Origin of the sequence: Longimicrobium sp., assembly GCF_036399935.1 — a bacterium.
Lineage (GTDB): Bacteria > Gemmatimonadota > Gemmatimonadetes > Longimicrobiales > Longimicrobiaceae > Longimicrobium.
This window is the reverse complement of the sequence record NZ_DASWMD010000045.1, coordinates 1-26901: the sequence shown is the minus strand read 5'-3', so window position 1 is coordinate 26901 and position 26901 is coordinate 1. Positions and strand designations below refer to the sequence as shown.

Genomic DNA, 26901 nt, shown 5'->3' with positions numbered 1-26901 from the left:
TTTGGGCCTTTGTTGCCGCGAAATCAATCCGCCGTGGCCGAGTTCGCCTATTCCCCCGCCCTCGCGTACGCCTGGAGGTTCAGCGCCAGCGGCGACGAGGGGCCCAGCACGCGCGAGGCGGCGTAGGCCGCCAGGCGCCCCGCCCGGCTGGGCGGCGATCCGAACAGCTCCGGCGCCGCCGGACGCACCTGCACGTCCACGAATCCCGCCCGCTCCAGCGCGATCGCCAGCGCGCGCGGGGTGAAGTGCGACACGTGCACCAGGTTGTCGGCCACCGTGGGCCGGTAGCCGGGGCGAAGCCGGGCGCGCAGCAGCTCCTTGCGTAGCTGGTTGGGGCCGTGGGGCACCTTTACCGCCACCCATCCGCCCGACGCGACCACCCGCCGCACCCCCTGCAGCGCCTCGACCGGCTCGGGGATGTGCTCCAGCACGTCCGTCAGCGTCACCGCGGCGTACCGGCGTCCCTCCTCCGCCAGGTCGCGCAGGTCGGCGCGGTGCACCGGAAGGCCCGTCGCGCGGGCGGCGTAGGCGGAGGTGCGCGGGTTCAGCTCCACGCCCTCCGCGCGCCAGCCCGCGCGCGCGGCCAGGTGGATGAAGCGCCCCACGTGCGCCCCCAGGTCCAGCAGCGTCCGCTCCGCGGCCGGCACGCGGGCCGCCAGGTCGCGCAGCACCTCGCGAAAGATGGCGTCCTTGGCCGTGGAGTGGAACTCCGAGTCGATCCACTCGTCGGACCAGCGCTGGTCGTACATCCGCCCGAAGTAGTCCGGCAGCGTGGGCATGGCGCGGGGCTGGCCGAAGCCGCACCCGGCGCAGCGCACCAGGTCCACCGTGGCGCCGGTGTACGCCGCCAGCCCGGGATCCTGCTCGCGGTACCCCTCGAACTCGAAGATGGCGCGCGTCGCCGGCGCCAGGGCCTGCGCGCCGCAGACCCAGCACGCATCCACCGGCACGAATCCGCCCGGCTGCACCGCCTCCGTCGACTGCGTCATCCGGCCGCCTCCACCCGCTGGGCGATGGACCGCGCCATGTCGTCCCAGGTCCACAGCCGCATCTGCGCCGACAGCGCCAGCGCGGCGGAGCGATGCCCGTCGAGCCCTTCCCGCCACGCGCGCAGCCGCGCGGCCACCCCCCCCGCGTCGTCCGGGTCGGGGATCAGCAGCCGGCGCGCCTCGCCCCCGATGCGCTCCGCCACCCCTGCCCCCTCGCTGACCAGCACGGGAAGTCCGCAGCAGACGGCTTCCTGCACGGCCAGCCCGTACGCCTCGTACCGCGTGGGCGAGGCCAGGGCGTCGGCGGCCCACAGCAGGCGGCGCACGTCGGGGTGGAATCCCAGGAAGTGGATGCGGTCCGCCAGCCCCGCCTCGGCCGCGCGGCGCCGCCAGCGGTCCAGCTCGCCGCCCGCCCCGGCGACGGCGAGCCGCGCATCCCACGCCCCCCCGGCAGACAGCAGCCGCCACGCCTCGAACAGCGTGTCGAAGCCCTTCCGCCGGTCGCCCAGGGCGCCCACGAAGGCGACGGCCGGCACGTCGTCGTTCCACCCCAGCGCCCCCCGCGCGGCCTGGCGCTCCTCCGGCGAAGGCGGGCGGAATCGGTCCCCGTCGGTGCCGTAGTAGACCACGTGCACCGCGGCCGGGTCGCCGCCCAGCAGCTCGGTGGCGTGCCGCGCCGTCAGGCGCGAGTTGGCGACGATCACCCGCGCGCTGCGCACGGCGCGGGCCTCGTCGGCCAGCGCGCTCCGCCGGGCCAGCCGGTCGATGCCGCGCCGCAGCGGCCGCCCCGCCGCCCGCGGCTCGTACGCGGCGTGGACGTAGTGAAGCCACACCGTGCCCGCCGCCCGCGTGTTGCCGCCGTTTCCCAGCACCACGGGGTCGCGGCCCGCCAGCGTGCGCGCGGCGCGGCGGCCGGCGCGGTCCAGCAGGGGAAAGCCCAGCAGGTGGCTGCCCAGCGGCCGGGGAACGTGGTGCACGTGCAGGCTGGGCTCGCGGAGGAGGTCGTCGGCCACGCGATGCGCCACCACGTGCGTTTCGCGCCCGCCGCGGGCCAGCCAGCCGGCCAGCGCGTGGTTGGCGGCGTCCATGCCCCCGGTGCGGACGAAGTCGCCCGCCACCACCGCCCAGGGCCTCACCCGGCCGCCGCGGCGGCGAGCGAGGCCTGGTGCGCGTGGCGCGCCGCGGCGAACAGGGTGGCGTTCAGCAGCCAGAACTCCATCCCCGACTGCGAAACGAAGATGGGGTACGAAAAGGTGAGCGCCAGGGCGCCGACGGAGTACGCCATCACGATGGCCGCCCAGAACGGAAGGTCCTGCGCCTCGGGCCCCGGCGGAGGGGCGCGAGCGATCCGCCACGAGGCGAGCAGGCACACGCCCACGGCGAGGAGGTAGGTGAACAGCAGCGGCGCGCCGCCGTCCACGATCCACCCGGCCCACTGGATCTCTACCCAGATGTTCTTGCCGGGCGAGCTTCCGCCGAAGTAGGTGGCCGTCATCCCCCAGTGCCCCAGCCCCTCGCCCAGGGGCGCGGCCGGAAGGGTCTTGGTGAGCGCGTCTTCCAGGAAGCGGCCGCGGTTGTCGTAGTACACCTGGGTGGGCCGGGCCTGCACCAGCGACGCCACGCGGTTGGTGACCGCCGCGCCGGCCATGTTCACCGCCATCGCGTAGCCCAGCAGCAGCATGCCGAACACGCCGACTCCCAGCATCGACAGCCGCTTGACGTCCTTCCGCCACATCAGCACGGCGGCGACCGCCAGAAGCGAGATGCCCGTCATCACCGCCAGCGAGCGGACCTGGGAAAGGTACAGGCAGGCGGCGCCCAGCACGATGCTCGCCAGCGACACCCCCAGCGCGAGGGGGGTGCGGCGGGTGAGGAAGAAGCCCACGCCCAGGAGCACCGCGTACAGCCCCGACACGGCCGCGCCTCCGGGAACGTCGGTCAGCCCCATGGGCCGGAACACGCGCTGGCCGGTGGCGGTGGTGATCTTGAGGCTTTCGACGTAGCCCTTGCCCTTGGCCTGGACGACGGTGGAGAGCGGCGGCTGCAGCGTTCCCGGGCGGTACACCTGCACCACGCCGATGGCGGCGCTGAAGGTATGGAAGGCCCACAGCACCATCACCGTCTGGCGAAGCATCCGGATGTCGATGCTGGTGAGCCGGGGCGCCCAGAAGAGCGGCGCCAGCACCGCCCCGTACAGCGCCACCTGCGCGACGCCCGCCAGCGGCGACGAGGTTTCGGGATGGAAGACGCAGACGCCGAGGATGGCGAACACGAGAATGGCCGGCCCCCGGGCGGGGTGCGCGGAGCCGCGCCCGCGCAGCAGCGCCAGCAGCGCCAGGCTGGCCCCGAACGCCGCCATGCGCACCAGCACGCGCACGCCGGCCAGCCCGGAGATCAGCATCAGCTGGCAGGCGAGCTGGAAGACGATGAACGCCGGCACCCAGGGAAACGGCCGCGCGGGGCGCCTGGCGGCGGCTCGACCGGCCGCGGCGTAGGGAGCGGGGTACGCCGCGGTGTTCACGACAGCTCGCTTCCCGGCAGCGCCCACAGCACGTGCGGCCATCCGGCCGCCGGGGTATCGGCGGCGAACGGCACCATCGGCGGCAGCCCCCCGCGCCCGTACAGCGCCGGCCGCACCGCGGCGGGCGACGAATCGGCCAGGAGGCCGCGGAATCCGAACGCTTCCATCTCTTCCACCATCTCGCGCACCGCCGCCTCTCGATCGGCGTACTCCCACGGATGCAGCTCCACCAGCACGCGCCGGTAGCGCCCCCGCGCCAGGCCGGCGCGCATCCCCCGCAGCACGGCCTGCTCGGCCCCCTCCACGTCGATCTTCACCAGCGGCACGTCCTCGATCCCCATCTCGTCGAGGAGGTCGTCCAGGGGAGCGCACTCGACGGTGAAGGTCGTGGGCGACGCCGGCGCGGACTGCAGCCGCGACACACCCCAGTTGCCCGCGTCCTCGTCGTAGCCGGCCAGCGTCGCCGTGCCGCGGCGGTCGAACGCCGCCGCGCGCACCGTGTGCACCTGCGCCAGGCGGTTGCGGCGCACGTTCTCCTCCAGCTCCGCGGCCATGCGGGGGTCGGGCTCCAGCGCCACGACGCGCCCCCCGGCGCCCACCGCCGCGGCGCCGACCAGGGTGAAGTAGCCCAGGTTGGCACCCACGTCCACGAAGGTGTCGCCGGGTTTCAGCAGGGCGCGGAGCAGTGCGGTTTCACGCGGCGCGTACCGCCCGGTCAGGCACATCTCGCGGTTGGCCGTGTAGCGAAGGTCGCAGCGGTAGGCCATCCCCCCGGCGTCGTCGCCGAGCCGGTCCTCGAACGGGGGGAGCGGAACCTTCACCAGCCAGGTGAAGGCGCGGAAACGCCCAACGGGCAGCTGGCGGATCGCCGCCCGCGCCGCGCGGAACCAGAGCGGGCCCGCCCTCAGCGCCCCGCCGTCCGGTTCCCGGCTCATCCCTGCCCCGCCAGCACCTGCCCCATTCGCTATCCCGCTCCGATGTGGGTCGCACGAGCGCCGCGCGCGCGGAACCCGCCCCGCCCGGTTCCCCGCGCCGTCCGGCTAGGGCGATGGGTCATGCGGCTTTCTCCCCGCCAGCAGCACGTTGTCGGAGAATGCCCCCGGCAAAAGGCGACCCAGCGCGGCGGGCCAGTGCCGGCCGGTGCCGGGAACCCGGCCGCTGCCACTGAACTCCAGGGTGACGTCCGTCAGCCCGCACTCGGCCGCGATCCGCCGCAGGTCCACGTGCAGCAGCGCCGTGATGTGAGCCGGGTACGACCCGGCGCGAAAGGCGTTGTGCTCGCCGCGAAGCAGGAACGTCGCCTTGCTCAGCAGGCTGTGCTGGTTGGGGGTGGTGACGATCACCCATCCTCCCGGCCGGACCAGGCGCGCCAGGTCGCGCACGAAGGCGCGGGGATTTTCCAGGTGCTCGATGGTTTCCACGCCGGCTGCCACGTCCGCCGTTCCGTCGGGCAGCGACGAGCCGCCGCGGTCCAGGTCCAGTGCGTGGAATTCGCCATCCGCGGGAAAGCCCTCGTAGCGCACGACGTCCACCCCCACGTAGCGGTCGAAGCGGCCGCGCAGGTACGGCCACAGGGCGCCCGCCCCGCAGCCCACGTCGGCGAGCGTGCCTCCGCCGGAATGGCGCGCCTCGACCGCGCGGGCCACCATCCCATAGACGGCGTGATCGCTGCGTCCCAGGCTCTGGCGGGCGCGCGCTTCGACGCCGCTCATCTCCGCCCGCCCGCGGCGCACACCCGCGCCTGCCGCATCCGCTCCTCCAGCTGATGCCGACCGGACGGCGCCAGCGCATCCGCCCGGCCGATCATCGGCCCGCCCGCCGGATGGCGTCCGCGAAGGCGTCCCGCAGCCTGCCGATCTGGCGCGGGGGATCGCAGAGGGCACGGGCCTGCGCCGGGCCCGCCGCGCCGAGTTCCGCGCGCATCGCCGCGTCGCCGGCCACGCGCCGCAGGGCATCGGCCAGCGCGGCGGGGTCCTCCGGCGGCACCAGGAGGCCGCACGACGGGTCCACGATCTCCCGCGCCCCGCCGATGGCCGTGGCCACGATCGGCAGGCCCGCGTGCATGGCCTCGACGAACACGATGCCGAACGGCTCCGGCCCCAGGTTGGGCTGGCAGAAAACGTCCGCCGCCGCCATCAGCGCCGGAACGTCGCCGCGCTGGCCCAGGAAGCGGATGCGGTCCGCGATCCCCCGCGCCTGCGCCAGGGCGTAGATCTCGGCCAGGTGCGCTTCCTCGTGGGGGCGCTGCGCCCCGCCCGCGAGCCAGCAGGTCCAGCCGGGCACGTCCCGCAGCCGCGCAAGGCCCTCCACCAGCAGCCGCTGGCCCTTCCAGGGCTCCATCCGGCTGGCCTGGAGGATGACGACGCCGTCCGAGGGTGTCTGCAGCCGGGCGCGGAGCGACGCGCGGTCCACGGGGCCGGGGTCCGGGCGGGGCACGGGATAATAGACCACCTCGGACGGGACCTCCCACAGCCGCGGCAGCGTGCCGGCGGCGAAGCGGCTGGTGCAGAGCGCCAGGTCCGGCCGGGTGCGGCTCGCCACCCGGTCCGCCCAGGTGCGCCCCGTCACCGCGTCGTGCAGCCAGAAGACGAGCGGAATCCCGCGCTTCCGCGCAACGCCGCCGAACAGCCCGTGCACCCACGTGGAATGGCAGACGACGACGTCCGGGCGCGCGGTCTCCAGCACGGCCGCCAGCCGCCGCCGCGCCCGCGCCACCGTCCACGGCCGGCTCAGGCGCACGGGCCCCAGCAGGTCCAGCCGCGCTCCCGCCGCCGCGATCTCCTCGGACGCGCGCCCCGGGAAGCACAACGCGAACGCCTGCTCCAGCCCCGCCTCGCCGTCGTGGTACGACGCCAGCGTCGCCAGCAGGCGCTCCACCCCGCCGTACAGGTTTCCCGAGTAGACGTGCAGCGCGCGGAGGGTCACGCGATCCCCGTGGTCAGTCGAATGCTCCGGCTCGCGAACGAAGGTGCGGCCGGAGCGTGTGCGTCTTCTGGGCGCCGGTTCCATCCGAAAGCATCGACGTGCTTTCGGGGGCCGCCGCCGGGAGCAGTGCGCGCCACTCGCGGCCTACCCGTCGAGCAGGGAACGATACAGCGGAGACAGCGCCGACGCGAGCCGCGCGCGGTCGAAGCGGCGAACGGCCGTCTCGCGGCCCTGGCGGGCCAGGGTGGCGCGGAGCATCGCGTCGGTGGCGAGCCGGCGGAGGGCGCGGGCCAGCCCGTTCACGTCCCCCGGCGCCACCGCCAGCGCATCGTGGCCGGGGGAGATGATCTCGGCCGCGCCGCCGGCCGCGCTGGCGATCACCGCCCGGCCGCACGCCATGGCCTCGGCGATCACCAGCCCGAACGGCTCCGGCTGGGTGCTGGCGTGCACCACCACGTCCAGGGCGCGCATGGCCGCCGCCGGGTCGGCGACGAAGCCGGTGAACCCCACCCGGTCGGCGATCCCCAGCCCCGCCGCCAGCCGCCGCAGGCCGTCCATCGACACCTCGCTTCCCTGCGTGCGATAGATCCCGCCCCCGACGACGTACGCCCGCAGCGGGATCTCGCGCGGAACGCGGGCGACGGCGCGCAGGAACTCCGCGTGGCCCTTCCACACGCCCATGGTGGCCACGAGGCCCACGCTCACCGTACCCGCCGGCGCCGGCGGCATCCCCGCCGCCTGGTGCAGGGCCAGCGCGGGCCCGTCCGGCGTGAACCGGCGCAGGTCCACCGCGTTGTGGACGGTTTCCACGCGCGGAGCGGGCCCCAGCACGGTATGCGCGTCCGCGGCGACGGCGTCGGAAACCGCCACCGCCGCCGCGCAGCGCCCGGCGGAGCGCCGCAGCAGGGCCGACATCGCGCGGCGGGTGGAGACGAAGTCGTGAAGGTGCCAGACCACGGGCGTGGCCCGCGAGGCGGCCCAGGCGCCCAGCAGGTGCATCTTGAAGCCGTTGGTGTGTACCACGTCCGCCCGCGCACGCCGAAGGATCAGCGCCAGCCGCGCGACGTACGCCGCCGCCCCGGGGCCCGCCGCGGCCATGCCGCCGAGGAGGCGCAGCGTTCCGCCGGCACCCGCGTCTCCCAGCGCGGCCAGCCCGCGTGGGAACGGCAGCACGTGCCCCTCCACACCGAGCGCACGAACGCGCTCCAGCAGCGGCCCGTCCTCGCCCGAAACCAGGGTGAGCGGCCACGAGGGCTCGGCGGCACGCAGGCTGGCCAGCACGTCCAGCAGCACGCGCTCGGCCCCGCCCAGCGCGCCGGACGCGCTGAGGTATGCGACGCGCAGCGGGCGGGGAGCGGGGTGGACGATGATGGGACCGGGCGGAGGGATCAGGCCGAGGCGCCCGACGGCGCGGGGCCGAGATGGCCGAGCGAGACGCCGCCAGGCGCGGGAAGCGGCGTGCGCGGGCCGGTGAGCCAGCCGCGGACCGCGGCGGCCAGCACCCGCGCCGTGCGGTCGGCCGTCAGCAGGCGCAGGTCGTCTGGCGCCTCGGTCCACACGCGCAGCACGTACGGATCGGCGTTGGGGTGGTTCAGCTCCACCGGGCACTCCAGCTTCCACGCGCCCGCCGCCACCGTCCCGGGGAGCACCGACCGGGCGCCCACCGGCGACGACTCGCGGCAGACCGTGGCGTAGAGCAGCCCCAGCCCCTCCGCGTTGTCGCCCAGGATCGCCTCGATGTGCTCGATGGACTCGGCGCGGGCCAGCACCTGTGCCACGTCGCGGGCGTGGATCTGGTCGCGGATGCTCTGGCGGATGCCGCGCATTCCCGAGTGCAGCACCGCGCCGGCCTCCACGAACTCGTAGTAGCCCAGCAGCTTGATGCCGGCCAGCAGCAGCACGATCGACAGCGCGGCGCCGCCCAGGGCCACCGCCGCCACCAGCGACGGAGGCCCGAACGCCAGCAGGACGCCGAAGATGGCGAGCGCCGCGGCCAGCAGGTACATCAGCACCACGGCGCGCACGTGGGTGACGCCCACGGCCAGCAGCCGGTGGTGAAGGTGGCGCTCGTCGGCGCCGAACACGGGCGTGCCCCGCAGCCAGCGCCGCACGATGGCGAGCAGCGTGTCCATGATGGGAAGCGCCAGCACCAGCACCGGCACCGCCACCAGCACGGCCGCGGCGCTCTTCGTGGATCCGTGCACCGACAGCACCGCCAGCATGAAGCCCACGAACATGCTTCCCGAGTCTCCCAGGAAAATGCGCGCGGGTCGAAAGTTGTAACGGAGGAAGCCCAGCAGCGCGCCGCCCAGGGCGGCGCACGCCATAGCCACCTCCAGGTTGCCCAGCATCAGCGCCACGGCCAGCGTGGTGCACAGCGCGACCAGGCCGATCCCGGTCGCCAGGCCGTCCAGCCCGTCGATCAGGTTGAAGGCGTTGGTGACGCCCACGATCCACAGCAGCGTCAGCGGCAGCGCCAGGGCGGCGGTGTCGAGCGTGGCGCCGGCGAAGGTGATCCCGTCGATGCGAAAGCCGCACGCGTACGCCACCACGGCGGCGGTGCACTGGGCCAGCAGCTTGGCCGAGGGGCGAAGGTTGTACAGGTCGTCGAGCAGGCCCACCGCGAACATCAGCGAGCCCGCCAGCAGCACGCCGACGAAGAACCGGTCCGGCCCCGCGCCCCCGGCGTTCACCCCCGGCCCCAGCACGGCCGCCACGATCCCCGCCGACGTGGCCAGCCACACCGGTATGCCCCCCAGCCGCGGCACCCGCCGCGCGGGCGAGTCGCCGCGCACGTGCCCGTACAGCCCGTGGGCCGTAACCACCCGCACGACGGCCGGTGTCACCAGCAGCGCCGCCAGGGCGGCCACGGCAAAGACGAGGAGGATGGGCAAAGGAGTCGCGTGTGGCGGCTAAGGGACGGGGATGGAGGGCCAAGCGGCGCCCGCGGGCGGCGCAAACCGAACCCTCGCAACCACTTAGAGTAACCGTGGAACGCAGCGGCGGTCAAGTCCCGGCCATTTCTGCTTCCGCTTCGTGTAGCAGATCACAGTGCACGAGAAAGGCCACTCCGCGCGGCGCGCGTTCCCATCCGGGAACGTGCACGCTAACCTATGACGGTGCTTGAGGTTGGATGGTCACTCGACCCCGGATCGGGGCACCTGCGGCGGCAGAAAACGCCCATGCACGTTGCACGGACCGTGTCGTATCGCCGTACGGCGTCCGGTTTCAGAACAGCTCTTCCAGCGATTCGTCCGAGGCGAGCTTGCGGAGGGCGCCGGCCAGGAGCCCCGCGACGGAAACCACGCGCAGGACCCCGCCCTCGTCCCGCTCCTGGACGATGGTGTCGGTGACGCACACCCGCTGGACGCCCGCGTCCGTCAGGCGCGCGATGGCGTTGCCCAGGAGCAGCCCGTGCGTGGCCGCCACGTGAAAGCCCGCCGCGCCGGCGTCGCGCAGGGCCTGCACGCTTTCCACCAGCGTTCCGCCCGTCGAGATCATGTCGTCGATGATCAGGCAGGTGCGCCCGTCCACCTCGCCCACCAGGTGGGTGACGCGCGTTTCGCTTCCGCTCTCGCGGCGCTTGTGAAGCACCGCCAGCGGCAGGTCCAGGCGCTGGGCGTACTCGGTCGCCAGCTTCACGCGCCCCGCGTCGGGCGACACCACGACGGTGTCGGCGGGAAGCTCGTCCCGCATGGCGGCGCACAGGGTGGGAACGGCGGTCAGCGTGTCGAAGGGGCCCGGGAAGAAGCCCTCGATCTGCGTGGTGTGAAGGTCGATGGTCAGCACGTGGTCGATGCCCGATGCCTTCATCAGCAGGGCCACCATGCTGGCGGTGATGGGCTCGCGCCGGCCGTGCCGCTTGTCGGAGCGCGCGTAGCCGTAGTACGGAAGCACGGCGTGAATGCGCCCCGCGGCCGCGCGCCGGCAGGCGTCGGCAAAGGCGAACAGCTCCATCACGTTGTCGTTTACCGGCGGGCAGGTGGGCTGCAGCAGGTACACGTCGTTGCCGCGCACCGATTCCAGCAGCCGCACCGAGGTTTCGCCGTCGGGAAAGCGCTCCACGCTGCACCTTCCCAGCGGCATCCCCACCTGTTCCGACACCGCGCGGGCCAGCTCCGGATTCCCCCTCCCCGCGAAGATCACGCACTCCCGCATCCCACGCTCCGTGCACGAGTGTTCCCACCGGGCCCGATCGGCCGGGCGCAAGATACCGCGGGTCAGGTCACGGCGGCGAGTACGCGGCGCATCGTGTTCCCCAGCACCTCGTCGCGGCCGTCCAGGATATCTTCCTTCGCCAGCGCGAGCAGCCCTTTGACGACCGCTGTACGGCTCGGAATCCCTACCTTGGCCGCGGCCTCGTCCATCTCGATCAACAGCAGCGCGGGGATGCGCACCGACAGTTCATGGTCCGCCCGCCCGTTCACAAGCTCATCGCCCGCGCGTTCCTTCACCCGCTTCGCGACGAGGGGGTTCGAAACGAACTCCGACAGGAGAAAGCGCAGAACAGCAGGAGCCGACGGAGGCGAGGTCGAGGCCAGCGTTTTTGCGAGGAGAAGGAGCACGTCTTCCAGGTGGCCGGGAATGCGTGCATTCAGGGTGACGGTCGCCTGCTTCACGGCCATGCCCAGCCGGGGCGTCGATTGCGCGGGAATCAGGGCGATTGTGTCACATTCACTGCATACGGCCGCGAGAACATCCGGAATGCTGATATCGGGATCCTTCAGTTCGACGGTCCGCCGCTGGAACACCACCGCTCGGCGCCGTTCGCAATTCGGGCATAGCGTACTGGAGGCCTCGCCTTCCTTCCAAATCTTCATCGGCCCTCCGAGGGATGTACACTCATGAACACCCAGACGCTCGTCGCGGTGTCGAAGAACGCTTTCACGTACCAACGCTCACCGTTCCACTCGGGAAAGAATTCGTGAACCAGGAAGCTCGCATCGCCGTGATGGGCACTTTCACGGTGTTCCCTTCCGTTGCACCGCAACAGCATCGCCCGTACTTCCTCCGCCGAGATCCGCCGGGACTCGAGCCAGTTCTTCCGGTGTGCGTCAGCCCGGCCCCAAGCCCCGAATTCCTCGTCGCGCAGCGCCTCGACGAGTCCCGCCCGAGCGTCCCCGAAACCCATCCGTCCCCGCCTTGAATGTATGACACATGTCACGCAGGGTCAACCGGATCGCCGCGCCCCGAGTCGCGTGCAAACTAATCCGTCTACGGCACCTGTCCAGTTTGTTCTTTTCACGCCACGGACGACACAACCGCGCGTTGCTGGCCCGTGCGTACGCTTGTTGCCGGGAGTGGGTGGAGAGGAGAACGGACGGGGTCCCAGGGAGGGCGTGAGGATGTCGGAAATCCGGGTTTCGGACTGGACGGAGCTGAACGAGCAGCTGTACCAGAACGCCTACAACGAGCAGATCGGGCGCATCCGCTCGTCGTACGTGTTCCGCGGCGTGTCGCAGGCGGACTACGCGCTCACCACCAGCCTGTGCCGGCTGGGGGGCGACTTCGCGCGGATGGAGCAGCACCTGCTGCGCAACTTTCGCAAGTACGCGCCGCGGAAGGGGCAGGAGGCCGACTCCATCTGGAACTGGATGGCGCTGGGCCAGCACCACGGCCTTCCCACCCGGCTGATGGACTGGACCTTTTCGCCCCAGGTGGCCATGCACTTCGCCACGGCGCGGCTGGACCAGTTCGGGGCCGACGGGGTGATCTGGGCGTTGGATTTCGGGGCCGCGCACGCACTGCTCCCCAAGACCCTCCGCGACGAGATGGAGGCCGAGGAGGCCGACGTGTTCACCGTGGAAATGCTGCAGCGCCGCGCGAAGACGCTGGAAGAGTTCGATGCGCTGGCCGACGAGGACTTCGTGGTGTTCTTCGAGCCGCCCTCGCTGGACGAGCGGATCGTCAACCAGTACGCCGTGTTCGCGCTGATGTCGAGCCCGGAGGCGAAGCTGGAGGACTGGCTGGAGAAGCACCCGGACGTGTTCCGGAAGATCGTGATCCCGGCCGAGCTGAAGTGGGAGGTGCGCGACAAGCTGGACCAGGCGAACGTCACCGAACGCGTGCTGCTCCCCGGCCTGGACGGGCTGAGCGCCTGGCTGAAGCGCTACTACAGCCCGCGCTGCCCCTGATGCTCCTGGAAGCGGATGTTACCGAGAGGCACCCGGCCGAACCGGATCCTCGGTCGGCTCCGCGCACGACCGAGCATCCCGTGTCTGAGATGGACATTCCGCCGGACGCCCTGGTGATCCTGGTCGGCCCGTCCGGCTGCGGAAAGAGCACCTTCGCCCGCACGCGCTTCCCCGCGAACGAGATCGTGTCGTCCGACGAGTGCCGCCGGATGGTGTCGGACGATGAAGGCAGCCAGGCCGCCAGCCGCGCGGCGTTCGCCGTGTTCGATGCCCTCGTGTACGGCCGGCTCGCCCACGGCCGCAGGGCGGTCGCCGACGCCACCAACCTGGCGCCATGGAGCCGGGAGCGGCTGCGCGAGATGGCGGCCGAGCACGGGCGCCCGGTGGTGGCCATCGCCTTCGACGCGCCGCTGGACCTGTGCGTCGCCCGGCAGCAGACGCGCCAGCGCCGCGTGGCCCCCGACGTGGTGGAACTCCATCATGGGCACATGCAGCAAGCCCTCGCCGAGCTCCCGAGCGAGGGCTACACCCACCTGTACATCGTCCGTCCGAGAATGTAAACCGCGGCAGGATCGTTGCCGTACTTCACCTCGCGCTCCAACTTAGGTGCCAGCACTCAAAAGGATCCCGCGATGAGCACCGACTCCCGCCCGTACCGCTACGGTGACTTCCCGGAACTGTTCTGGGACCTGCAGAAGGACGTGGAGATCGATCACGACAACCCGTACGTGATCTCGCGAGTGCTGCGGGAAGGGAACCTGAACCTCGTACGCCAGCTGGTTTCCGCCGAGACGCTGACCCGCCACTTCGACCAGCTGGTCCTTCCCGATCACATCCGCGCCTTCTGGGCTCTGGTCATCGAGAAGCTTCAGCAACGTCATGGCGCGAACTCCAACTCGTAGCCCGAGCGTGATCACCGCGAACCCGGAGGTCGTCAGCCCTACGCACATCCGGCTGATGGAAATCGTCGGCCGGGCGGCGGACGAGTACGGAGCACCGGACCTGCGGCTGGAAGGCGGGACGGCACTGGCCGCGTACTACCTGGGCCACCGCGAATCTGAGGACCTGGATTTCTTCGGGGATACCGGCCTGAACGCGCAGCATTTCCGGGACGCAATCGTTCCGCTCGCCGAGGCGGAAGGCTTCACGATGGAGCGGCTGCACTCCGCGAGCCGGGGCTTCGCGCGCGTCATGGCGAGGAACCAGGAGACGGGAGTGGCGGTAAGGCTCGATTTCGCAGCCAATTCGCCGTTCCATCTCGCCCCCCGGGAGTCCACCACCGAGGTCGTGAGAGTCGCTTCGTACCGCGACATCTGCGCAGGCAAGCTCCACGCGATCTGCGACCGTTTCGAGCCCCGCGACTTCGTGGACCTGCACGTGATTCTGACCAGGGGGGCGCACCGGAACGACGCTGGCGATCCCCGGACGCGATTCCGCTCCCTGCTCAGAGACCTGTTCGAAACGGACCCCGGTCTCGATGCTCTCCTGGTCGGGGGGGGCCTCATGCAAGCCCGCGATCGCCCGATCCTCAGCGCGTTCCCGCTCCGCGTCCTCGTACCGATCGAGGAAGCCGACATCCAGGGCACGATCCGGATGTGCGCGGCGGTCTGCGTCGAGATGTCCGCCCAACAGATTCCCGAGACGCTCGGGCCGCCGCCCTCTACGTAACTTCCTGCAGGCGCGCGATGTAGCCGGTGAGGCGCTCGGAGACCTCGCCGAGCGACCGGGTGGCGCGCTCGATCTCTTCCAGCGTCTGCGCCTGCAGGCGCGCGGCTTCGGCCACCACCGTGGCGCCCTCGCCGTTGGCGTCGGCGATGCTGGCGACGGCGGCGAACTCGTCGCGCAGCCCCGCCACCCGCTGCCGCTGCTCGTCGGCCCGTCCGGCCATGCGCGTGGTCAGCCCCTCGGCGGCCTCGGCGGCGGCCACGATGCGGTCCACCGACTCCAGCGCCGCCCGCGACAGGTCGCCCACGCCGGCCAGGCGCGCCGAGCCCTGCTCCATGCGCTCCAGCGCCGACCCCATCTGCCCCCGCACCCCGTCGACCATGTCGCGCGCCTGCACCGCCGCGCGCTCGGTGTCGTCCGCCAGCTTCCGCACCTCGTCGGCCACCACCGCGAAGCCGCGGCCGTGCTCGCCCGCGCGCGCCGCCTCGATCGCCGCGTTCAGCGCCAGCAAGTTGGTCTGCTCGGCGATGGCGCGGATGGTTTCCACGATGGTCGCGATCTGCGCCGACGTCCCCGCCAGCGCCGCCAGCTCGCGTCCCTCCTCGTCCACGAAGTCGCGAAGCGTCACCAGCCGCCCGATGGCTTCGACGATGGCCCCGCGGTTCTCCGAGGCCAGGCGCCGGGTGTCGCGGCTGGCGCCGGCCGTCTCTCCCGCGTCGCCCGACATGGCGTCGGCCGAGCGCGCCAGCTCTTCCGTCAGCCCCAGGCCGTACGCCGTGCGCCGCCCCTGGTCGGCGATGCGCTGGCGGATGTCGGCGGCAGTGACGGCCACGGCCTGCCCGCTTTCGCGCAGGCTGGAAAGCCGTCCCCCCAGCGTGCGCAGGGCGCCGTCCATCTCGCGCGCGCTTTCCGTCATCGGCCGCACCAGCCCGTCCAGCTGAAGCGCCAGGGCCAGCTGCCGCGCGAACCGCTCGATCAGGCGCAGCTCGGGGATGCCGTACACGTCGGGCCGGTGGTGCCCCACCTCCAGCAGCCCCAGCGCGTTGCGGCCGTACGCCAGCGGGTGCATCACCACGGAGCGCACCGGCACCGAGGCGGGCACCCGCCCCTCGCGCGCCGTGTCGGCCGAGATGAACGGCTCCCCCGAACGGAACACCTCCAGCCGCACGGGATGCAGCTCGTCGAGCCCCTCGGGGTCGGTGGCCAGCGGGTGCACCAGCACCAGGTCGCCCCCGCGCAGCGAGTACACGTGAAGCCAGCTCCACTCGATCAGCCGCCCCGCCATCTCCTCGATGCGCGCCATCGACTCCGTCAGCGGCATTCCCGCGGTGATGACGGCCTCCATCGCCGCCACCTTGCGCAGCTCCTCCGACGAGATGGCCTCGGCCACCAGCATGCGCGCCAGGAGCCCGGCGAAGGCCACGAACACGATCATGGCGAAGGTGCCCCACGACCGCGACACCGCGAACGCAGCCGCCACGCCCAGCGTGCCGATCACCCCCAGCACCGCCGACACGATCTCGTAGCGCAGCAGGACGTTGCGCTCGGAGGTGGTGAGCTTGCCCCGGAAGAGGAGCGAAAAGTAGAACAGGCCGCGCGAGGCGAAGAAATAGCCCAGGAAGTAGGCCAGCAGCGCGGGGAGTCCGTCGATGGAGAGCGCGGGGACGAGTCCCTCGGCCGGCTCGGGCGCGGGAAGCTCCGCGGAGCGCGAGGCCAGGGCGTACACGCCGGCCCCGACCGCCGCCGCCAGCGCCTCGCGCCCTGCGTTGACCCCCGCGGGAAACCACATCTTCCGCCGCGCCAGGTCGCCCGCGGCGGTGCCGGCCCACGCGGCCACCACCGCCGCGGCGGGCTGCCCCAGCAGCGTCAGCGCGCCCACCGGCACCACCGTCATGGTGACGTAGGCGAACTTGGAAAGCGGCACCGCGCCCTGGCGCAGCGCCGCCACGGCCACCAGCCCGGCCAGCGCCGCCCACAGCGGGGTGTACCCCGGGCCCCCGCCCACGAGGACGGCCGCCGCCAGCGCGGCGGCGGCGCCCAGCCACAGGAGCACGCGGGCGTACGTCGCCAGCACCCGACCCGCGCGCGAAGCGGCCTGTGCGGAAGCGTTCACGCGGCGCGCGCTCCCTCGATGGCCGTGCGCAGCGCCCGCACGAAGGCTAGACCGTCGTCCACCCCGCCCGTCCGCAGCGTTTCCACCAGCGCGCTTCCCACCACCACCCCGTCGGCCACGCGCGCCACGGTGGCCGCCTGCTCCGGGGTGCTGATGCCGAAGCCCACGGCCACGGGCACCGGCGTGAGCGCCCTCACCTCTTCCACCTCGCGGGCCAGCCCCGCCTGCAGCTCCTGCCGCGCGCCGGTGACCCCGGTGCGCGACACGTAGTACAGGAAGCCGCGGGCGGCGGCGGCGATCTCCCGCGCGCGCGCCGGCGTGGTCGTGGGCGCCAGGAGGCGAACCAGGTCCAGCGGCGACGCGGCGAAGCGCGCCTCGATGCCGGCGTCGGCGCCCACGGGAAGGTCGGTCAGCAGCACCCCCTGCGCGCCCGCCGCCGCCGCGTCGGCCAGGAAGCGGTCGACGCCGTGGTTCAGCACGGGGTTCAGGTAGGTGAACAGCACCACGGGCGTGTCGCGGCGGGCGCGGAAGGCGGCCAGCGCCTCCAGCACCCAGGGGAGCCCCACGCCCTGCTCGATGGCCTCGAACGACGAGCGCTGGATGGTGGGCCCGTCGGCCAGCGGGTCGCTGAAGGGCACGCCCAGCTCGATGATGTCGGCGCCGGCGTCGGCCAGGCCGTCCAGGATGCCGGCGGTGTCGTGCTTCCGCGGGTGTCCGGCGGTGACGTAGGGGATCAGGGCGGCGCGTCCCTCCGCGCGGGCGGCGGAAAACGCGCGGGACAGCGAAACGTCAGACGAAGAAGTCGCCGGCATGGATTCCGTACCGCTCCGGGTCGGTGGTCTTGATGATGGTGCGCAGCGGCTTGCCCGTCGCGGGGTCCAGCTCCGAAAGGTCGTACGTGAGGGGCGGGTCCACCCGCACCCCGAACCCGTCGTACACCACCTGCACGATGGGCTGGTGAAGCGCCTCGGGCCGCGGGTTGCGGGCCGTCACCAGCGCCAGCTCGAAGGTGTCGAGGATGACGGCGCTGCCCACGGGGTAGATGCCCGTCATGCTGATGAACGCCTTGACCAGCAGCGGGTCGAAGCCCCGCTCCGGGTTGTCGCGCATCTCCTGCAGCACCTTTTCCGGCGGCCACGGCTGCGCCTGGTAGCTGCGCTTGGTGGTGGCCGCGTCGAACCCGTCGGCGATGGCCACGATGCGGCTGAACACCGTGGGGTTGCGCGGCCGGATGGAGCGCGGGTAGCCGGTCTGGTCCACCTTCATGTGGTGCTCGTACGCCATCAGCATGGCGCGCAGGGGCAGCTCGGCCAGGCCGCGCATCTCGAACAGCTGCATCAGCCCCTCGGCCGGGTGCTCCTTGAGCACGGCGAACTCGGGTTCCGTCAGCGGCCCGGCCTTGTTGATCAGGTCCACCGGCATGCGCACCTTGCCCACGTCGTGCAGCAGCGCGCCCAGCCCCAGCTCGTACAGCTGGCTCTTGTGGAACCCCAGCTTCTTGCCCAGGGCCACGGAAAAGATGCACACGTTCACCGAGTGGGTGAAGGTGTACTCGTCGTAGTCGCGCAGGCTGGTGAGGCCCATGATGCTGGCCTCGTTGCTCAGCACCTGGTCCACGATGGACTGCACGGCCCGCTTCACAGGGCGCAGGCTCACCCCGCGCCCCATCCGCAGCCCCGTCATCACCTCGCGGGCCACGGCCACCGTTTGCGCATAGGCGCGCTTGGCCATGCGGCGCGCCTCGTCGTCGCGCGGGTCGGGCTCGCTTTCGCGGTCGGGCGCCACCGACAGGTGAACCACGGAGGTGCGCCCCAGCCGCTCCAGGAAGGCGCCGAAGGGGTCGTCGCCCCCGGGCGCGGTGTTCACCACGGCCAGGAACGCCGTCCACTCGGGGGCGGTGACGCCGGCGGTCACCTCCACCTCGCCGATGCCGTGCCCCGCCAGCGCCCGCCCCACCGCGCCGTAGGTGGCGTAGCTGTGAAGGTCGATGCGCAGCCGCAGGTCGTTGACGAAGAAGAAGTCGCCCACGAAGCGCAGGGTGATGTGCTCCTCCACCCCCAGCAGCTCCAGGGCGATGGATTCCAGCTCGCCCAGCGAGTTGACCACCGCCTGGTTTTCCAGCGGGTACAACTGGAGAGAGCGCAGCGCGGCGGCGATGGCGAACAGGAAGTCGCGGCCGCGGCGCTGCAGGCCGCGCTCGTCGGTGGGGGCGCCGCCCCCCGGGTAGGCGCGCGGCTCGGCGGAAAGGGTCTGCTCGGTCATGGCTGCTTGATCGCGCGAAGGGCGCGGCCCACGGCACTGCGGACCACCGGGTCTGCGTCCGCCGCGGCGGCGGCCAGCGCCTTTTCGGCGGCCGGGTGGCGCACCCGCCCCAGCCCCAGCGCGGCGCAGGCCCTCATCTCTCCCGTCTCGCGCCGGCCCAGCCAGCTCTTGCCGTTGAGGACGCGGTCCAGCAGCGCCACCGACTCGGCCCCGGCGAGCGCCCCGTAGGCCTCGAAGAAGGCGATGCGCTCCGTGAGCTCCGATTCGCGCAGGCGGCGCGAGTCCAGCACCTGCTCCAGCCGCGCCTGGGCGGGGGCCCAGCGCAGGGCCGCCAGCGCGCGGGCCGCGGCCACCCGCACGTCGCGGTCGGCGTCTTCCAGCACCGTTTCCAGCGCCCCGCTCCCCGCGGGCGAGCGAAGCTCCTGCAGCGCCTCGACCGCGGCCAGCCGCACGCGGGCGTCCGCATGGGCCAGCAGCCCGGCCAGGTCGGGCCCGCCCTCCACCACCTTCAGCCGGCCGATCAGGCGCGCGGCGCCCGCGGCCACGTCGGGGTCGGCGGCGGCGGCCAGGGGGCGCAGCGCCGCGGGGGTGATGGACGCCAGCCGCTCGGCCGCGGCCAGCAGCGCCGCGCGCGAGCCGGGCGCGGCGCTGCACTCGCCCGCCTTGAGCAGGGGGCCCAGCGCGTCGGGGGGAAAGAACGCCAGCAGCGCGGAAAGCTGCTCGCGGTCCAGCGCCTCGCCCTCCTGCTCCACGATGCGCGCCAGCTCCACGACCGTTTCGGCCTGGGCCAGCTGCGAGAAGAGGCCCCTCATCGAACGCAGCACCGCCGGGCCGAAGCGCCCCGCGGTGGCGGTCTTCACCAGCTCGGCCAGCATGTACGCCGCCGTGCCCAGCCGCGCCGCTCCGAGCAGGGTGGGAAGGATGTCGCCGCAGATGCCGATCACCTGCTTCTGGCGCTCGGGGGTCCCGTCGTCCAGCCGGTCGAAGAGGGCGTTCAGGACGTCGGTCCACAGGTCGCGCCCCATCTCGCGGTGCAGCTCCGCCTCCAGGCGGCGCATCTCGCCCTCGTCCAGGAAGTACAGCGCCTCCTGGAAGTCCTCGGTCGAAACGCTCCTGGCCGGCTCGGGGTCCTCGCGCGGCGGGCGCGGCGCCTTCGAGGCCGTTTGGCCGGAGGCCTCGGGCGGCTTCACCCCCTCGCCCAGCGGCTCCACGTACCGGTAGCGCAGGCACTCCCAGTCGTGGTCCCACAGCAGGGTCAGCAGGTCTTCCTCGTCCGCGCGCAGCCGGTGGGCCCGGGCCAGCAGCGACACGAAGCGGTCCAGGTCGTCGCCCTCGAACCCCGGCTGAAAGCTCAGCTCGCGGATGCCGTCGCGGTACAGCAGGAACGCCAGGTTGTCGCGCTCCTCGCCCACGTAGGCGGCGGCCCCCTCCCACACGATCTCGCGCTCCTCGATCTGCACGCGCAGAAACGGAAGCCGGCTCCACAGCGCCCCCATCCGCTCGCGCAGCGACTCGACGAAGCGGTCGAGCGAGGGCGACTGGCCCTCGTACAGCAGGTGCGTGCGCAGCGCCTTGGCGAAGCCGCGCACCACTTCCTGAACATCCGCGCGCACCGCGGCGTCGCCGTCCCCGTGCGGGGCGGCGGCGTACGGGGAGGGATGGAGCAGGGTGTCGGTCATGGAGTGGAGAGGAGGATGGTACGGCGGGGCGCGGCCGGGTCAGCGGGCGCCGGTCATGTCGGCTACCTGGGCCACGTCCTTGTCGCCGCGGCCGGACAGGCACACCACCACGGGGCCGGCGTCCTTCCAGCGGGCGCCCTCGCGCAGCACGTAGGCGATGGCGTGCGCCGACTCCAGCGCGGGGATGATCCCCTCCAGCCGCGCCAGCCGCCCGAAGGCGTCCAGCGCCTCGGCGTCGGTGATGGAGGTGTACCGCGCGCGGCCGGCGTCCTTGAGGTACGAGTGCTCCGGGCCCACGCCGGGATAGTCCAGCCCGGCGGAGATGGAGTGCGCCGCCGCCACCTGCCCCGCCTCGTCCTGCAGCAGGTAGCTCAGGCAGCCGTGCAGCACCCCCGGCTTGCCGGCGGTCAGCGTGGCCGCGTGGCGGGGCGTATCCACCCCGTCCCCCGCGGCCTCCACCCCCACCAGCTCCACCCCCTCGTCGCCCACGAACGGGTGGAACATGCCGATGGCGTTGGAGCCGCCGCCCACGCAGGCGACCACCGCGGCGGGAAGGCGCCCCTCCACCTCCAGGAACTGCGCCCGCGACTCGCGCCCGATGACGGACTGGAAGTCCCTGACCATGCGGGGGTACGGATCGGGGCCCACCACCGAGCCGATGATGTAGTGCGTATCGCGGACGTGGGTCACCCAGTGGCGGATGGCCTCGTTGGTGGCGTCCTTGAGGGTGCGCGTGCCGCTGGACACGGGGCGCACCTCGGCGCCCAGCAGGTTCATGCGGTACACGTTCAGCGCCTGCCGCCGGACGTCTTCCTCGCCCATGTAGACGATGCACTCCATCCCGAACAGCGCGCAGGCGGTGGCGGTGGCCACGCCGTGCTGCCCGGCGCCGGTTTCGGCGATGATGCGCGACTTGCCCATGCGCCGCGCCAGCAGCACCTGCCCCAGCGAGTTGTTGATCTTGTGCGCGCCGGTGTGGTTCAGGTCTTCGCGCTTCAGGTACACCCGCACGCCCCCCGCCGCCTCGCCCAGGCGGTCGGCACGGTACAGCGGTGTGGGCCGGCCCACGAAGTCCCGCCACAGGGCCCCGAGCTCGTCCCAGAACGCCGGGTCGGCGGCGGCCTCGCCGTACACGCCGATCAGCTCGTCGAGCGCGGTGACCAGGGTTTCGGGAACGAAGCGCCCGCCGAAGTCGCCGAACCGCCCGGACATCCCGTCCGCCCACGCGGCACCCGCCGCACCTGCCTCGAACGCCATCAACGCACCTGCTTGAAGGAAAGGGATTGCACCTGCTCGACGAACGCCCGCACCGCGTCGGGGTCCTTGACCCCCGGCGAGGCCTCCACCCCGGAGCTCACGTCCACCGCGTGGGGGCGAAGGATCGCCGCGGCCTCGGCCACGTTGCGCGGCGTCAGCCCGCCCGCCGCCACCAGCCGCATCCCGGGCGGAAGCTCGCCCAGGCGCTCCGCCACCTCGGCCCAGGGAAAGCGGGTGCCCGTGCCCCCGTGCGCCGCCGGGCTGTACCCGTCCAGCAGCAGCGCGTCCACCGCGCCCGCGTACCGCCGCGCCGCCCGGGAGAAGTCGTCGGCGCCGCGCGCGCGGACCGCTTTCCACACTTCGTACCCCGCGGCACGCATTCGGTCCGCCAGCTCGGGCGGTTCGTCGCCGTGCAGTTGAAGGACGTGCAGGCCGGCCTCCCGGGCGTCCGCGAGAAGCTCGTTTTCGCCCGCATCCACGAACACGCCCACGCGCCTTGCCGGTATGCCGCCAAGTATAACGTTTGCGCGCGCCGCCGTCACGGTTCTTTTTCCGCCGGGCGCAAGGATCACCCCCAGGTACGCGGCCCCCGCCGCGGAGGCAACCGCAGCATCTTCTGGCCGCATCAGGCCGCACACTTTTACGGCGGGCGGCCAGGTCATGCGGGGCGCGTCCCGGCGGCCTTCGCGCGGCCGGCGAGCGCGGTGGCGGCGGCGGCCACGTCGGGCTGGCGCATCAGCGACTCGCCGACCAGGATGGCGTCCACCCCGGCGGCACCCAGGCGGTCCACGTCCGCCGCCGTGCGGATGCCGCTTTCGGCGACATAGGTGACGGATTCGGGTACTCCGGCCGCCAGTTCCAGCGACAATTCCAGCCGGGTGGCAAAGGTATCGAGGTCCCGGTTGTTCACTCCCACCAGGGTGGCCCCCGCCGCCAGCGCGCGGTCCAGCTCCTCCGCCGTGTGCGCCTCCACCAGCGCATCCATGCCCAGCTCGCGCACCAGCCCGTGCAGCTCTTCCAGCAGCGGCTGGTCGAGGATACGGGCGATCAGCAGCACCGCGTCGGCCCCGGCGGCGCGCGCCTCCCACACCTGCACGGGGTCGATCACGAAGTCCTTGCGGATGATGGGCAGCGCCACCGCCGCATGGACGGCGCGAAGGGCATCCAGGTCACCCCCGAAATAGTCGCGGTCGGTGAGAACGGAGAGCGCCGCCGCGCCCCCGGCGGCGTAGGCGCGGGCGATCTCCGCCGCGTCCGCCCCCGGGCGAATGTCGCCGGCCGAGGGGGAGCGCCGCTTGACCTCGGCCAGCAGGCGCACTTCGCCGGGGTGCTTCAACGCGGCCGCGAACCCGCGCGGGGGCGGCGCCTGGCGTGCAATGTCGCGGTATTCGGCAAGCCGCGGCGAGGTGGCTTTCACCTCGCCGCGCTTGGTTTCTACGATCCGATCCAGGATGCTTGCACTCAAAGTTTCACCAGAACCTTGCGCTTCGGTTTGCGTTCGGGCATATTGCTTCGGTACCTGTTCGGACGGCACACCCGGAACCCAGTGGAGAGGCGGATGGCGCTCACCAAGAAGCAGCGGCAGATCCTCGACTACGTCGAGAGCTTCGTCGAATCGAACGGCTACTCGCCGAGCTACGAGGAGATCGCGGACCACTTCGGCTACAACTCGCTGGCGACGGTGCACGAGCACCTCACCAATCTGGAGCAAAAGGGCTTTCTCCGGAAGAACTACAACAAGAGCCGTTCGCTGGAGATCGTCCGGGCAGACCTTCACGCCCCGGCGCTGGAGCTGCCGCTGAAGGGCGAGGTGGCGGCGGGCCTGCCCATCGAGGCGGTGCCCGACGGCATGGAAGAAACGGTCACCGTTCCGCACGACATGGTGCGGCGCGGCGAGAACTACGTCCTGCGGGTGCGGGGCGACTCCATGATCGAGGAGCAGATCCGCGACGGCGACTACATCATCGTCAACTCGCGGCAGACGGCGGAGAACGGCGAGATGGTGGTGGCGCTGGTGTCGGACGGAACGGTGGGCGGCTCGGCGACGGTCAAGAAGTTCTACCGCGAGCCGGGCAACCGCATTCGCCTGCAGCCGGCCAACGAGACCATGAAGCCCATGTACTTTCCGGCGGACGCCGTGGCGATCCAGGGGATCGTGGTGGGCGTGATCCGCAAGTATTGATCAGGTGACCATGGACGACGTCCGGCCGGCTGGCGGGCGCGTCCGCCGGCCCTGCACCGGCCCCGCCTTCGGGCGGCTGGCACGGGTGCGGGTCCGGGCCGATCTTCGCCCGGCGCGTGCCGGGCGCCACGTGAAAGGGAGTGCCATGAAGTCCGAGGCTTCGGTGCTGTTCGTGGTGGGAAAGCTGGGAAAGAACGACAAGCGGATGATGGTGCTGGAGGACAAGACGCCGCCACCCATCCCCGGCCCCTTCGAGCTGCGCGCGGTCTTTTCGAAGTAGGCTTCCGGCCGCCGGATCGGCGCGATGAACAGGTACGAAGCGCCCCCACGATCACCAGGATCGCGGGGGCGTTCGGGCATGGCGGGAGCGGGTAAACCCGCCGCACCCGCGGCATGCGCCGGCCTCGATCGAGACGCACCAGGGCACGTCAGGGTAGTCCACCTGCCTCGCACCCTGAGCGGGTGAACCCCGCCGCTCGAAAAGCGGTAAGCCCCGACACCGGCCGCTCGCGCGTCCGGTTCGGGGCTTCAACATCACGCGTCCAAACCTGCCGAAACGCAGTCGAATTCTCCCCTCTCCGCATGCGCAGCATGCGGGGAGGGGTCGGGGGAGGGGCCTGCCGCGGCATGCGCCGGCCTCTGTCGAACCGCCTCGAACCCTCGGTTTCCCTACCGAGGCCCTACCGCGTGGCGCGGCGCAGCGCCTCGAGCTTAGCGTACCCCGCCCCGGCTTCCAGCGACTCGTCCGCCAGGGCGACGCCGGCCACGAGCGACTCGGCCATTCCCGCGCAGTAGATGGCGGCACCCGCGTTCAACACCGCGGCCGCGCGCGCCGAGCCTCCGATCTCGCCGCGCAGCACGCCCTCGATCTTCCGCGCGTTGTCGTCGCGTTCCCCACCCTCCAGCCCCAACGCGTCGAACCGGGGCCACTCCAGCTCTTCCACCGGGTCGAAGGTGCGGCGGGTGATCCTGCCCCCATCCACCTCCAGGATCTCCGTGGTCCCCAGCGGGCTCAGCTCGTCCATCCCGGGCTGGCCGTGCACCACCAGCGCCCGCTCGTGCCCCAGCTCCAGCAGGGCGCCCGCGATGAGTTCCAGCAGCGCGGGGTCGCTTACGCCCACCACCTGCCGCCGCGCGCCGGCCGGGTTGGTGACGGGGCCCAGCACGTTCATCACCGTCGGCATCGCCAGCTCGCGCCGGATGGGGCCCACGTGGCGCATGGCCGGGTGGTGAAGGGGCGCGAACATGAACACGATTCCGCACTCCTCCAGCACCCGCGCCTCGCGCTCAGGGTCCAACTCCAGCCGCACGCCCAGCGCCTCCAGCACGTCGGCGCTGCCGCAGCGCGAGGTAAAGCTGCGGTTGCCGTGCTTGGCCACGCGCACCCCCGCGCCTGCCGCCAGCAGCGCGGCGGCGGTGGAGATGTTGAAGGTGGTGAGCGCGCCCCCGCCGGTGCCGCAGGTGTCGACCAGCCCCTCGGGCGCGGTGACGACCGGCACCATGGCGCGGCGCAGGGCACGGACGCCACCCGCCACCTCCTGCGGCGTGGCGCCGCGCACGCGGATCGCTACCAGCAGCGCGGCCATCTGCACCGGCGAGGCGCGCCCCTCCATTACGTCGGAGAAAGCACGCTCGGCCTCTTCCGCGGTCAGGGGGCGCTCGGTGGCACGGCGGATCAGCTCCGCGAGGTCGGCGTCGAGCAGGGCCTTGGGATCGTCAGCAGTCATGGACGGTGGGTCAGGCGGCATCGTCGAACAGCCGCTCGGAAAGGCCCGCGTGGTCGGCGAGAAGCGCGACGCACAGCGAAACCAGCCGAAGCTGCTCCAGTTCGGCGTCGTCGACGGTGCCGGAGCGAAAGTTGGTGAGGTTCAGCACGCCCAGCAGCCGCCCGCGCGAAATCAGCGGCAGCGACACGAAGGCATCGGTGGTGTACCAGTCGTCGCGCATCAGCGCCGACCCGTCGCCCTCGTGCGGGTCGCGCACGACGAGCGGGGTGCGCGTGTGCGCCACCTGTCCGGAAATGCCGGAGCCCAGCGGAATCCGCACGAGGTCGGCGTCCACCTCCGGGGGCAGCCCCACGGCGGCGCCCAGCCGCAGCTCGTGCTCACCGTCCGCGCCGTGCACCAGCAGCAGCGAGCAGCGCCCCCCGCCGAACGCCTCGGCCACGGTGCGGACGATCTCCCCGGCCAGCTCCCGCGGCGGCATCCCCCCGGCGTTCTGTTCCAGCAGCTTGCGCAGCAAAAAGATGACGCGCGTCTGGCGCTGGTGGCGGCCCGCGCGCCGGTCCAGCTCCACATGGGCGTCCATCAGCAGCTCGGTGGCACCGCCGGCCGCGCGCTCCAGCGCCTCCACCCGCTCGCGGGTGCGCTCCACCTCGGCGCGCGCGTCGGCGATGGCCCGCTCGCTTTCCTTGAGCCGCTCCACGACGGAATCGGCCAGGCCCACGGGCGCACCGCCGTCCAGCAGCGCGGGGGATTCGCGCAGCGACCGGGCGCGGGCGAGCGCCATCTCCAGCACGTCGCCCGCGGCCGGAACGGAGCCGTCGTCCGTCTTGCGGGTGAGGCTGAACCGGCGCGTCTCACTGACCAGCAGCACGCCCATCATCGCCCCGTCGTGGGCGATGGCGCGCACGCGAATCCACGCGCGCTCGGGGTCCAGCCCCGGGATCAGGTCGCGCAGCACCCACACGGGCGCCGAATCCGCCGGGCGCAGCGGGCGGTCGCCGCCGGCGTCGTCCATCAGCAGCGAGTGCAGGCGGGCGGGCTCGATCTCGATCGCCGCCTCGTCCACGGTGCCCCCCTCCACCAGCGTCCAGCGCCGCACGAGCACGCCGCGCGGGGCGTCGTACTCGGCGTACGCCACGCGGCGCTCGCCCTTGTGCCCCGCCAGGACGGGGAGCAGGCGCCGCAGGACGGTTTCGGTGTCGACCGCATCGTGCAGCCGCACGGGGAACAGCATGACGCCGGAGTTGGACAAAGGGTGGATCGTCGTGCGCGGAAAGGACTTCGGAATGCTACCGGGGCGGGGTGCGGGTGTCAATCGGGGAGGCGGGAAGAGTGCGTGAGTGCGTGAGTGCGTGAGTGCGTGAGTGCGTGAGTGCGTGAGTGCGTGAGTGCGTGAGTGCGTGAGTGCGTGAGTGCGTGAGTGCGTGAGTGCGTGAGTGCGAAAGCGCAT

Annotated in this window: 26 protein-coding genes; 6 read left to right on the top strand and 20 right to left on the bottom strand. The window is 72.4% G+C overall.

All coding sequences use genetic code 11. From position 1 onward, the window contains the following. Positions 1-47: 47 nt before the first annotated feature. The 11 genes from VGB24_RS14255 to VGB24_RS14205 form a co-directional block, all read right to left on the bottom strand. The gene (locus VGB24_RS14255) at positions 48-989 is read right to left on the bottom strand and encodes a class I SAM-dependent methyltransferase (protein WP_331073618.1); all 942 of its coding nucleotides are present in this window, start codon (positions 987-989) and stop codon (positions 48-50) included. Next, positions 986-2125 carry a glycosyltransferase gene (locus VGB24_RS14250; protein WP_331073617.1) on the bottom strand — a complete coding sequence of 380 codons (1140 nt, stop codon included), beginning with the start codon at positions 2123-2125 and terminating at the stop codon, positions 986-988. The genes VGB24_RS14255 and VGB24_RS14250 overlap by 4 nt, the downstream gene beginning before the upstream one ends. Further along, positions 2122-3510 carry a hypothetical protein gene (locus VGB24_RS14245; protein ID WP_331073616.1) on the bottom strand — a complete coding sequence of 463 codons (1389 nt, stop codon included), beginning with the start codon at positions 3508-3510 and terminating at the stop codon, positions 2122-2124. Before VGB24_RS14245 ends, VGB24_RS14250 begins: the two co-directional genes overlap by 4 nt. Then, the gene (locus VGB24_RS14240; protein WP_331073615.1) at positions 3507-4445 is read right to left on the bottom strand and encodes an FkbM family methyltransferase; all 939 of its coding nucleotides are present in this window, start codon (positions 4443-4445) and stop codon (positions 3507-3509) included. Before VGB24_RS14240 ends, VGB24_RS14245 begins: the two co-directional genes overlap by 4 nt. 105 nt (positions 4446-4550) lie before the next feature. Next, positions 4551-5222, bottom strand: a complete 672-nt coding sequence (locus VGB24_RS14235; RefSeq protein ID WP_331073614.1) for a class I SAM-dependent methyltransferase — start codon at positions 5220-5222, stop codon at positions 4551-4553. 91 nt (positions 5223-5313) lie between these two features. Then, positions 5314-6435 carry a glycosyltransferase family 4 protein gene (locus tag VGB24_RS14230; protein WP_331073613.1) on the bottom strand — a complete coding sequence of 374 codons (1122 nt, stop codon included), beginning with the start codon at positions 6433-6435 and terminating at the stop codon, positions 5314-5316. Positions 6436-6579: 144 nt separating this feature from the next. Continuing rightward, positions 6580-7746, bottom strand: a complete 1167-nt coding sequence (locus VGB24_RS14225) for a glycosyltransferase family 4 protein (protein WP_331073628.1) — start codon at positions 7744-7746, stop codon at positions 6580-6582. A 77-nt stretch (positions 7747-7823) separates the two neighbouring features. Next, the gene (locus tag VGB24_RS14220; RefSeq protein WP_331073612.1) at positions 7824-9329 is read right to left on the bottom strand and encodes an MraY family glycosyltransferase; all 1506 of its coding nucleotides are present in this window, start codon (positions 9327-9329) and stop codon (positions 7824-7826) included. 334 nt (positions 9330-9663) lie between these two features. Next, positions 9664-10593, bottom strand: a complete 930-nt coding sequence (locus VGB24_RS14215; RefSeq protein ID WP_331073611.1) for a ribose-phosphate pyrophosphokinase — start codon at positions 10591-10593, stop codon at positions 9664-9666. A 62-nt stretch (positions 10594-10655) separates the two neighbouring features. Continuing rightward, positions 10656-11255 carry a hypothetical protein gene (locus tag VGB24_RS14210; protein WP_331073610.1) on the bottom strand — a complete coding sequence of 200 codons (600 nt, stop codon included), beginning with the start codon at positions 11253-11255 and terminating at the stop codon, positions 10656-10658. Continuing rightward, positions 11252-11566 carry a hypothetical protein gene (locus tag VGB24_RS14205; RefSeq protein ID WP_331073609.1) on the bottom strand — a complete coding sequence of 105 codons (315 nt, stop codon included), beginning with the start codon at positions 11564-11566 and terminating at the stop codon, positions 11252-11254. The genes VGB24_RS14210 and VGB24_RS14205 overlap by 4 nt, the downstream gene beginning before the upstream one ends. Before the next feature lie 214 nt (positions 11567-11780). Here VGB24_RS14205 and VGB24_RS14200 point away from each other — a divergent pair, with 214 nt between their 5' ends. From VGB24_RS14200 to VGB24_RS14185, 4 genes are all read left to right on the top strand, one after another. After that, positions 11781-12569 carry an FRG domain-containing protein gene (locus VGB24_RS14200; RefSeq protein WP_331073608.1) on the top strand — a complete coding sequence of 263 codons (789 nt, stop codon included), beginning with the start codon at positions 11781-11783 and terminating at the stop codon, positions 12567-12569. A gap of 89 nt (positions 12570-12658) precedes the next feature. Beyond that, entirely contained in the window at positions 12659-13129 is a 471-nt protein-coding gene (locus VGB24_RS14195; protein WP_331073627.1) for an AAA family ATPase, read from the top strand. A 72-nt stretch (positions 13130-13201) separates the two neighbouring features. Then, positions 13202-13471, top strand: coding sequence for a hypothetical protein (locus tag VGB24_RS14190; RefSeq protein WP_331073607.1), 270 nt, complete (start codon positions 13202-13204; stop codon positions 13469-13471). Positions 13472-13478: 7 nt separating this feature from the next. Beyond that, entirely contained in the window at positions 13479-14237 is a 759-nt protein-coding gene (locus VGB24_RS14185) for a nucleotidyl transferase AbiEii/AbiGii toxin family protein (RefSeq protein ID WP_331073606.1), read from the top strand. On the opposite strand, the gene VGB24_RS14180 is transcribed toward VGB24_RS14185, so the two are convergent. Genes VGB24_RS14180 through trpC form a run of 7 tightly spaced genes read right to left on the bottom strand, consistent with a single transcriptional unit; the run spans position 14230 to position 23010 of the window. Then, the gene (locus VGB24_RS14180; protein ID WP_331073605.1) at positions 14230-16347 is read right to left on the bottom strand and encodes a methyl-accepting chemotaxis protein; all 2118 of its coding nucleotides are present in this window, start codon (positions 16345-16347) and stop codon (positions 14230-14232) included. The genes VGB24_RS14185 and VGB24_RS14180 overlap by 8 nt on opposite strands. Next, complete coding sequence (trpA, locus tag VGB24_RS14175; protein WP_331073604.1) at positions 16344-17159, bottom strand: tryptophan synthase subunit alpha; 816 nt, start codon at positions 17157-17159, stop codon at positions 16344-16346. The genes VGB24_RS14180 and trpA overlap by 4 nt, the downstream gene beginning before the upstream one ends. Beyond that, positions 17137-18609: an HD-GYP domain-containing protein gene (locus VGB24_RS14170; RefSeq protein WP_331073603.1), complete on the bottom strand. Its 1473-nt coding sequence runs from the start codon at positions 18607-18609 to the stop codon at positions 17137-17139. Before VGB24_RS14170 ends, trpA begins: the two co-directional genes overlap by 23 nt. Then, complete coding sequence (locus VGB24_RS14165; protein ID WP_331073602.1) at positions 18606-20288, bottom strand: HEAT repeat domain-containing protein; 1683 nt, start codon at positions 20286-20288, stop codon at positions 18606-18608. Before VGB24_RS14165 ends, VGB24_RS14170 begins: the two co-directional genes overlap by 4 nt. Positions 20289-20327: 39 nt before the next feature. Then, positions 20328-21545, bottom strand: coding sequence for a tryptophan synthase subunit beta (gene trpB / locus VGB24_RS14160; protein WP_331073601.1), 1218 nt, complete (start codon positions 21543-21545; stop codon positions 20328-20330). Continuing rightward, positions 21545-22207 carry a phosphoribosylanthranilate isomerase gene (locus tag VGB24_RS14155; protein ID WP_331073600.1) on the bottom strand — a complete coding sequence of 221 codons (663 nt, stop codon included), beginning with the start codon at positions 22205-22207 and terminating at the stop codon, positions 21545-21547. The genes trpB and VGB24_RS14155 overlap by 1 nt, the downstream gene beginning before the upstream one ends. Then, positions 22204-23010, bottom strand: coding sequence for an indole-3-glycerol phosphate synthase TrpC (trpC, locus tag VGB24_RS14150; protein ID WP_349263923.1), 807 nt, complete (start codon positions 23008-23010; stop codon positions 22204-22206). Before trpC ends, VGB24_RS14155 begins: the two co-directional genes overlap by 4 nt. Positions 23011-23103: 93 nt before the next feature. On the opposite strand from trpC, the gene lexA reads away from it, so the two are divergent. After that, positions 23104-23727, top strand: a complete 624-nt coding sequence (gene lexA, locus VGB24_RS14145; RefSeq protein WP_331073598.1) for a transcriptional repressor LexA — start codon at positions 23104-23106, stop codon at positions 23725-23727. A gap of 145 nt (positions 23728-23872) precedes the next feature. Then, complete coding sequence (locus VGB24_RS14140; protein WP_331073597.1) at positions 23873-24007, top strand: hypothetical protein; 135 nt, start codon at positions 23873-23875, stop codon at positions 24005-24007. 400 nt (positions 24008-24407) lie between these two features. Here the strand turns inward: VGB24_RS14140 and trpD are convergent, their stop codons facing one another. Continuing rightward, on the bottom strand, positions 24408-25454 hold the full coding sequence (trpD, locus tag VGB24_RS14135; RefSeq protein ID WP_331073596.1) for an anthranilate phosphoribosyltransferase: 1047 nt from the start codon (positions 25452-25454) through the stop codon (positions 24408-24410). A 10-nt stretch (positions 25455-25464) separates the two neighbouring features. Next, entirely contained in the window at positions 25465-26703 is a 1239-nt protein-coding gene (locus VGB24_RS14130; RefSeq protein WP_331073595.1) for a GAF domain-containing protein, read from the bottom strand. Positions 26704-26901: the final 198 nt, after the last annotated feature.

Excerpts from the sequence above, each read along its gene's own strand:
- VGB24_RS14255 (WP_331073618.1), bottom strand. The coding sequence starts at position 989 with ATGACGCAGTCGACGGAGGCGGTGCAGCCGGGCGGATTCGTGCCGGTG.
- VGB24_RS14240 (WP_331073615.1), bottom strand. The coding sequence starts at position 4,445 with ATGAGCCGGGAACCGGACGGCGGGGCGCTGAGGGCGGGCCCGCTCTGG.
- VGB24_RS14235 (WP_331073614.1), bottom strand. The coding sequence starts at position 5,222 with ATGAGCGGCGTCGAAGCGCGCGCCCGCCAGAGCCTGGGACGCAGCGAT.
- VGB24_RS14215 (WP_331073611.1), bottom strand. The coding sequence starts at position 10,593 with ATGCGGGAGTGCGTGATCTTCGCGGGGAGGGGGAATCCGGAGCTGGCC.
- VGB24_RS14210 (WP_331073610.1), bottom strand. The coding sequence starts at position 11,255 with ATGAAGATTTGGAAGGAAGGCGAGGCCTCCAGTACGCTATGCCCGAAT.
- VGB24_RS14205 (WP_331073609.1), bottom strand. The coding sequence starts at position 11,566 with ATGGGTTTCGGGGACGCTCGGGCGGGACTCGTCGAGGCGCTGCGCGAC.
- VGB24_RS14200 (WP_331073608.1), top strand. The coding sequence starts at position 11,781 with ATGTCGGAAATCCGGGTTTCGGACTGGACGGAGCTGAACGAGCAGCTG.
- VGB24_RS14195 (WP_331073627.1), top strand. The coding sequence starts at position 12,659 with ATGGACATTCCGCCGGACGCCCTGGTGATCCTGGTCGGCCCGTCCGGC.
- VGB24_RS14190 (WP_331073607.1), top strand. The coding sequence starts at position 13,202 with ATGAGCACCGACTCCCGCCCGTACCGCTACGGTGACTTCCCGGAACTG.
- trpA (WP_331073604.1), bottom strand. The coding sequence starts at position 17,159 with ATGCCGGCGACTTCTTCGTCTGACGTTTCGCTGTCCCGCGCGTTTTCC.
- VGB24_RS14170 (WP_331073603.1), bottom strand. The coding sequence starts at position 18,609 with ATGACCGAGCAGACCCTTTCCGCCGAGCCGCGCGCCTACCCGGGGGGC.
- VGB24_RS14165 (WP_331073602.1), bottom strand. The coding sequence starts at position 20,288 with ATGACCGACACCCTGCTCCATCCCTCCCCGTACGCCGCCGCCCCGCAC.
- trpB (WP_331073601.1), bottom strand. The coding sequence starts at position 21,545 with ATGGCGTTCGAGGCAGGTGCGGCGGGTGCCGCGTGGGCGGACGGGATG.
- VGB24_RS14155 (WP_331073600.1), bottom strand. The coding sequence starts at position 22,207 with ATGACCTGGCCGCCCGCCGTAAAAGTGTGCGGCCTGATGCGGCCAGAA.
- lexA (WP_331073598.1), top strand. The coding sequence starts at position 23,104 with ATGGCGCTCACCAAGAAGCAGCGGCAGATCCTCGACTACGTCGAGAGC.
- VGB24_RS14140 (WP_331073597.1), top strand. The coding sequence starts at position 23,873 with ATGAAGTCCGAGGCTTCGGTGCTGTTCGTGGTGGGAAAGCTGGGAAAG.
- trpD (WP_331073596.1), bottom strand. The coding sequence starts at position 25,454 with ATGACTGCTGACGATCCCAAGGCCCTGCTCGACGCCGACCTCGCGGAG.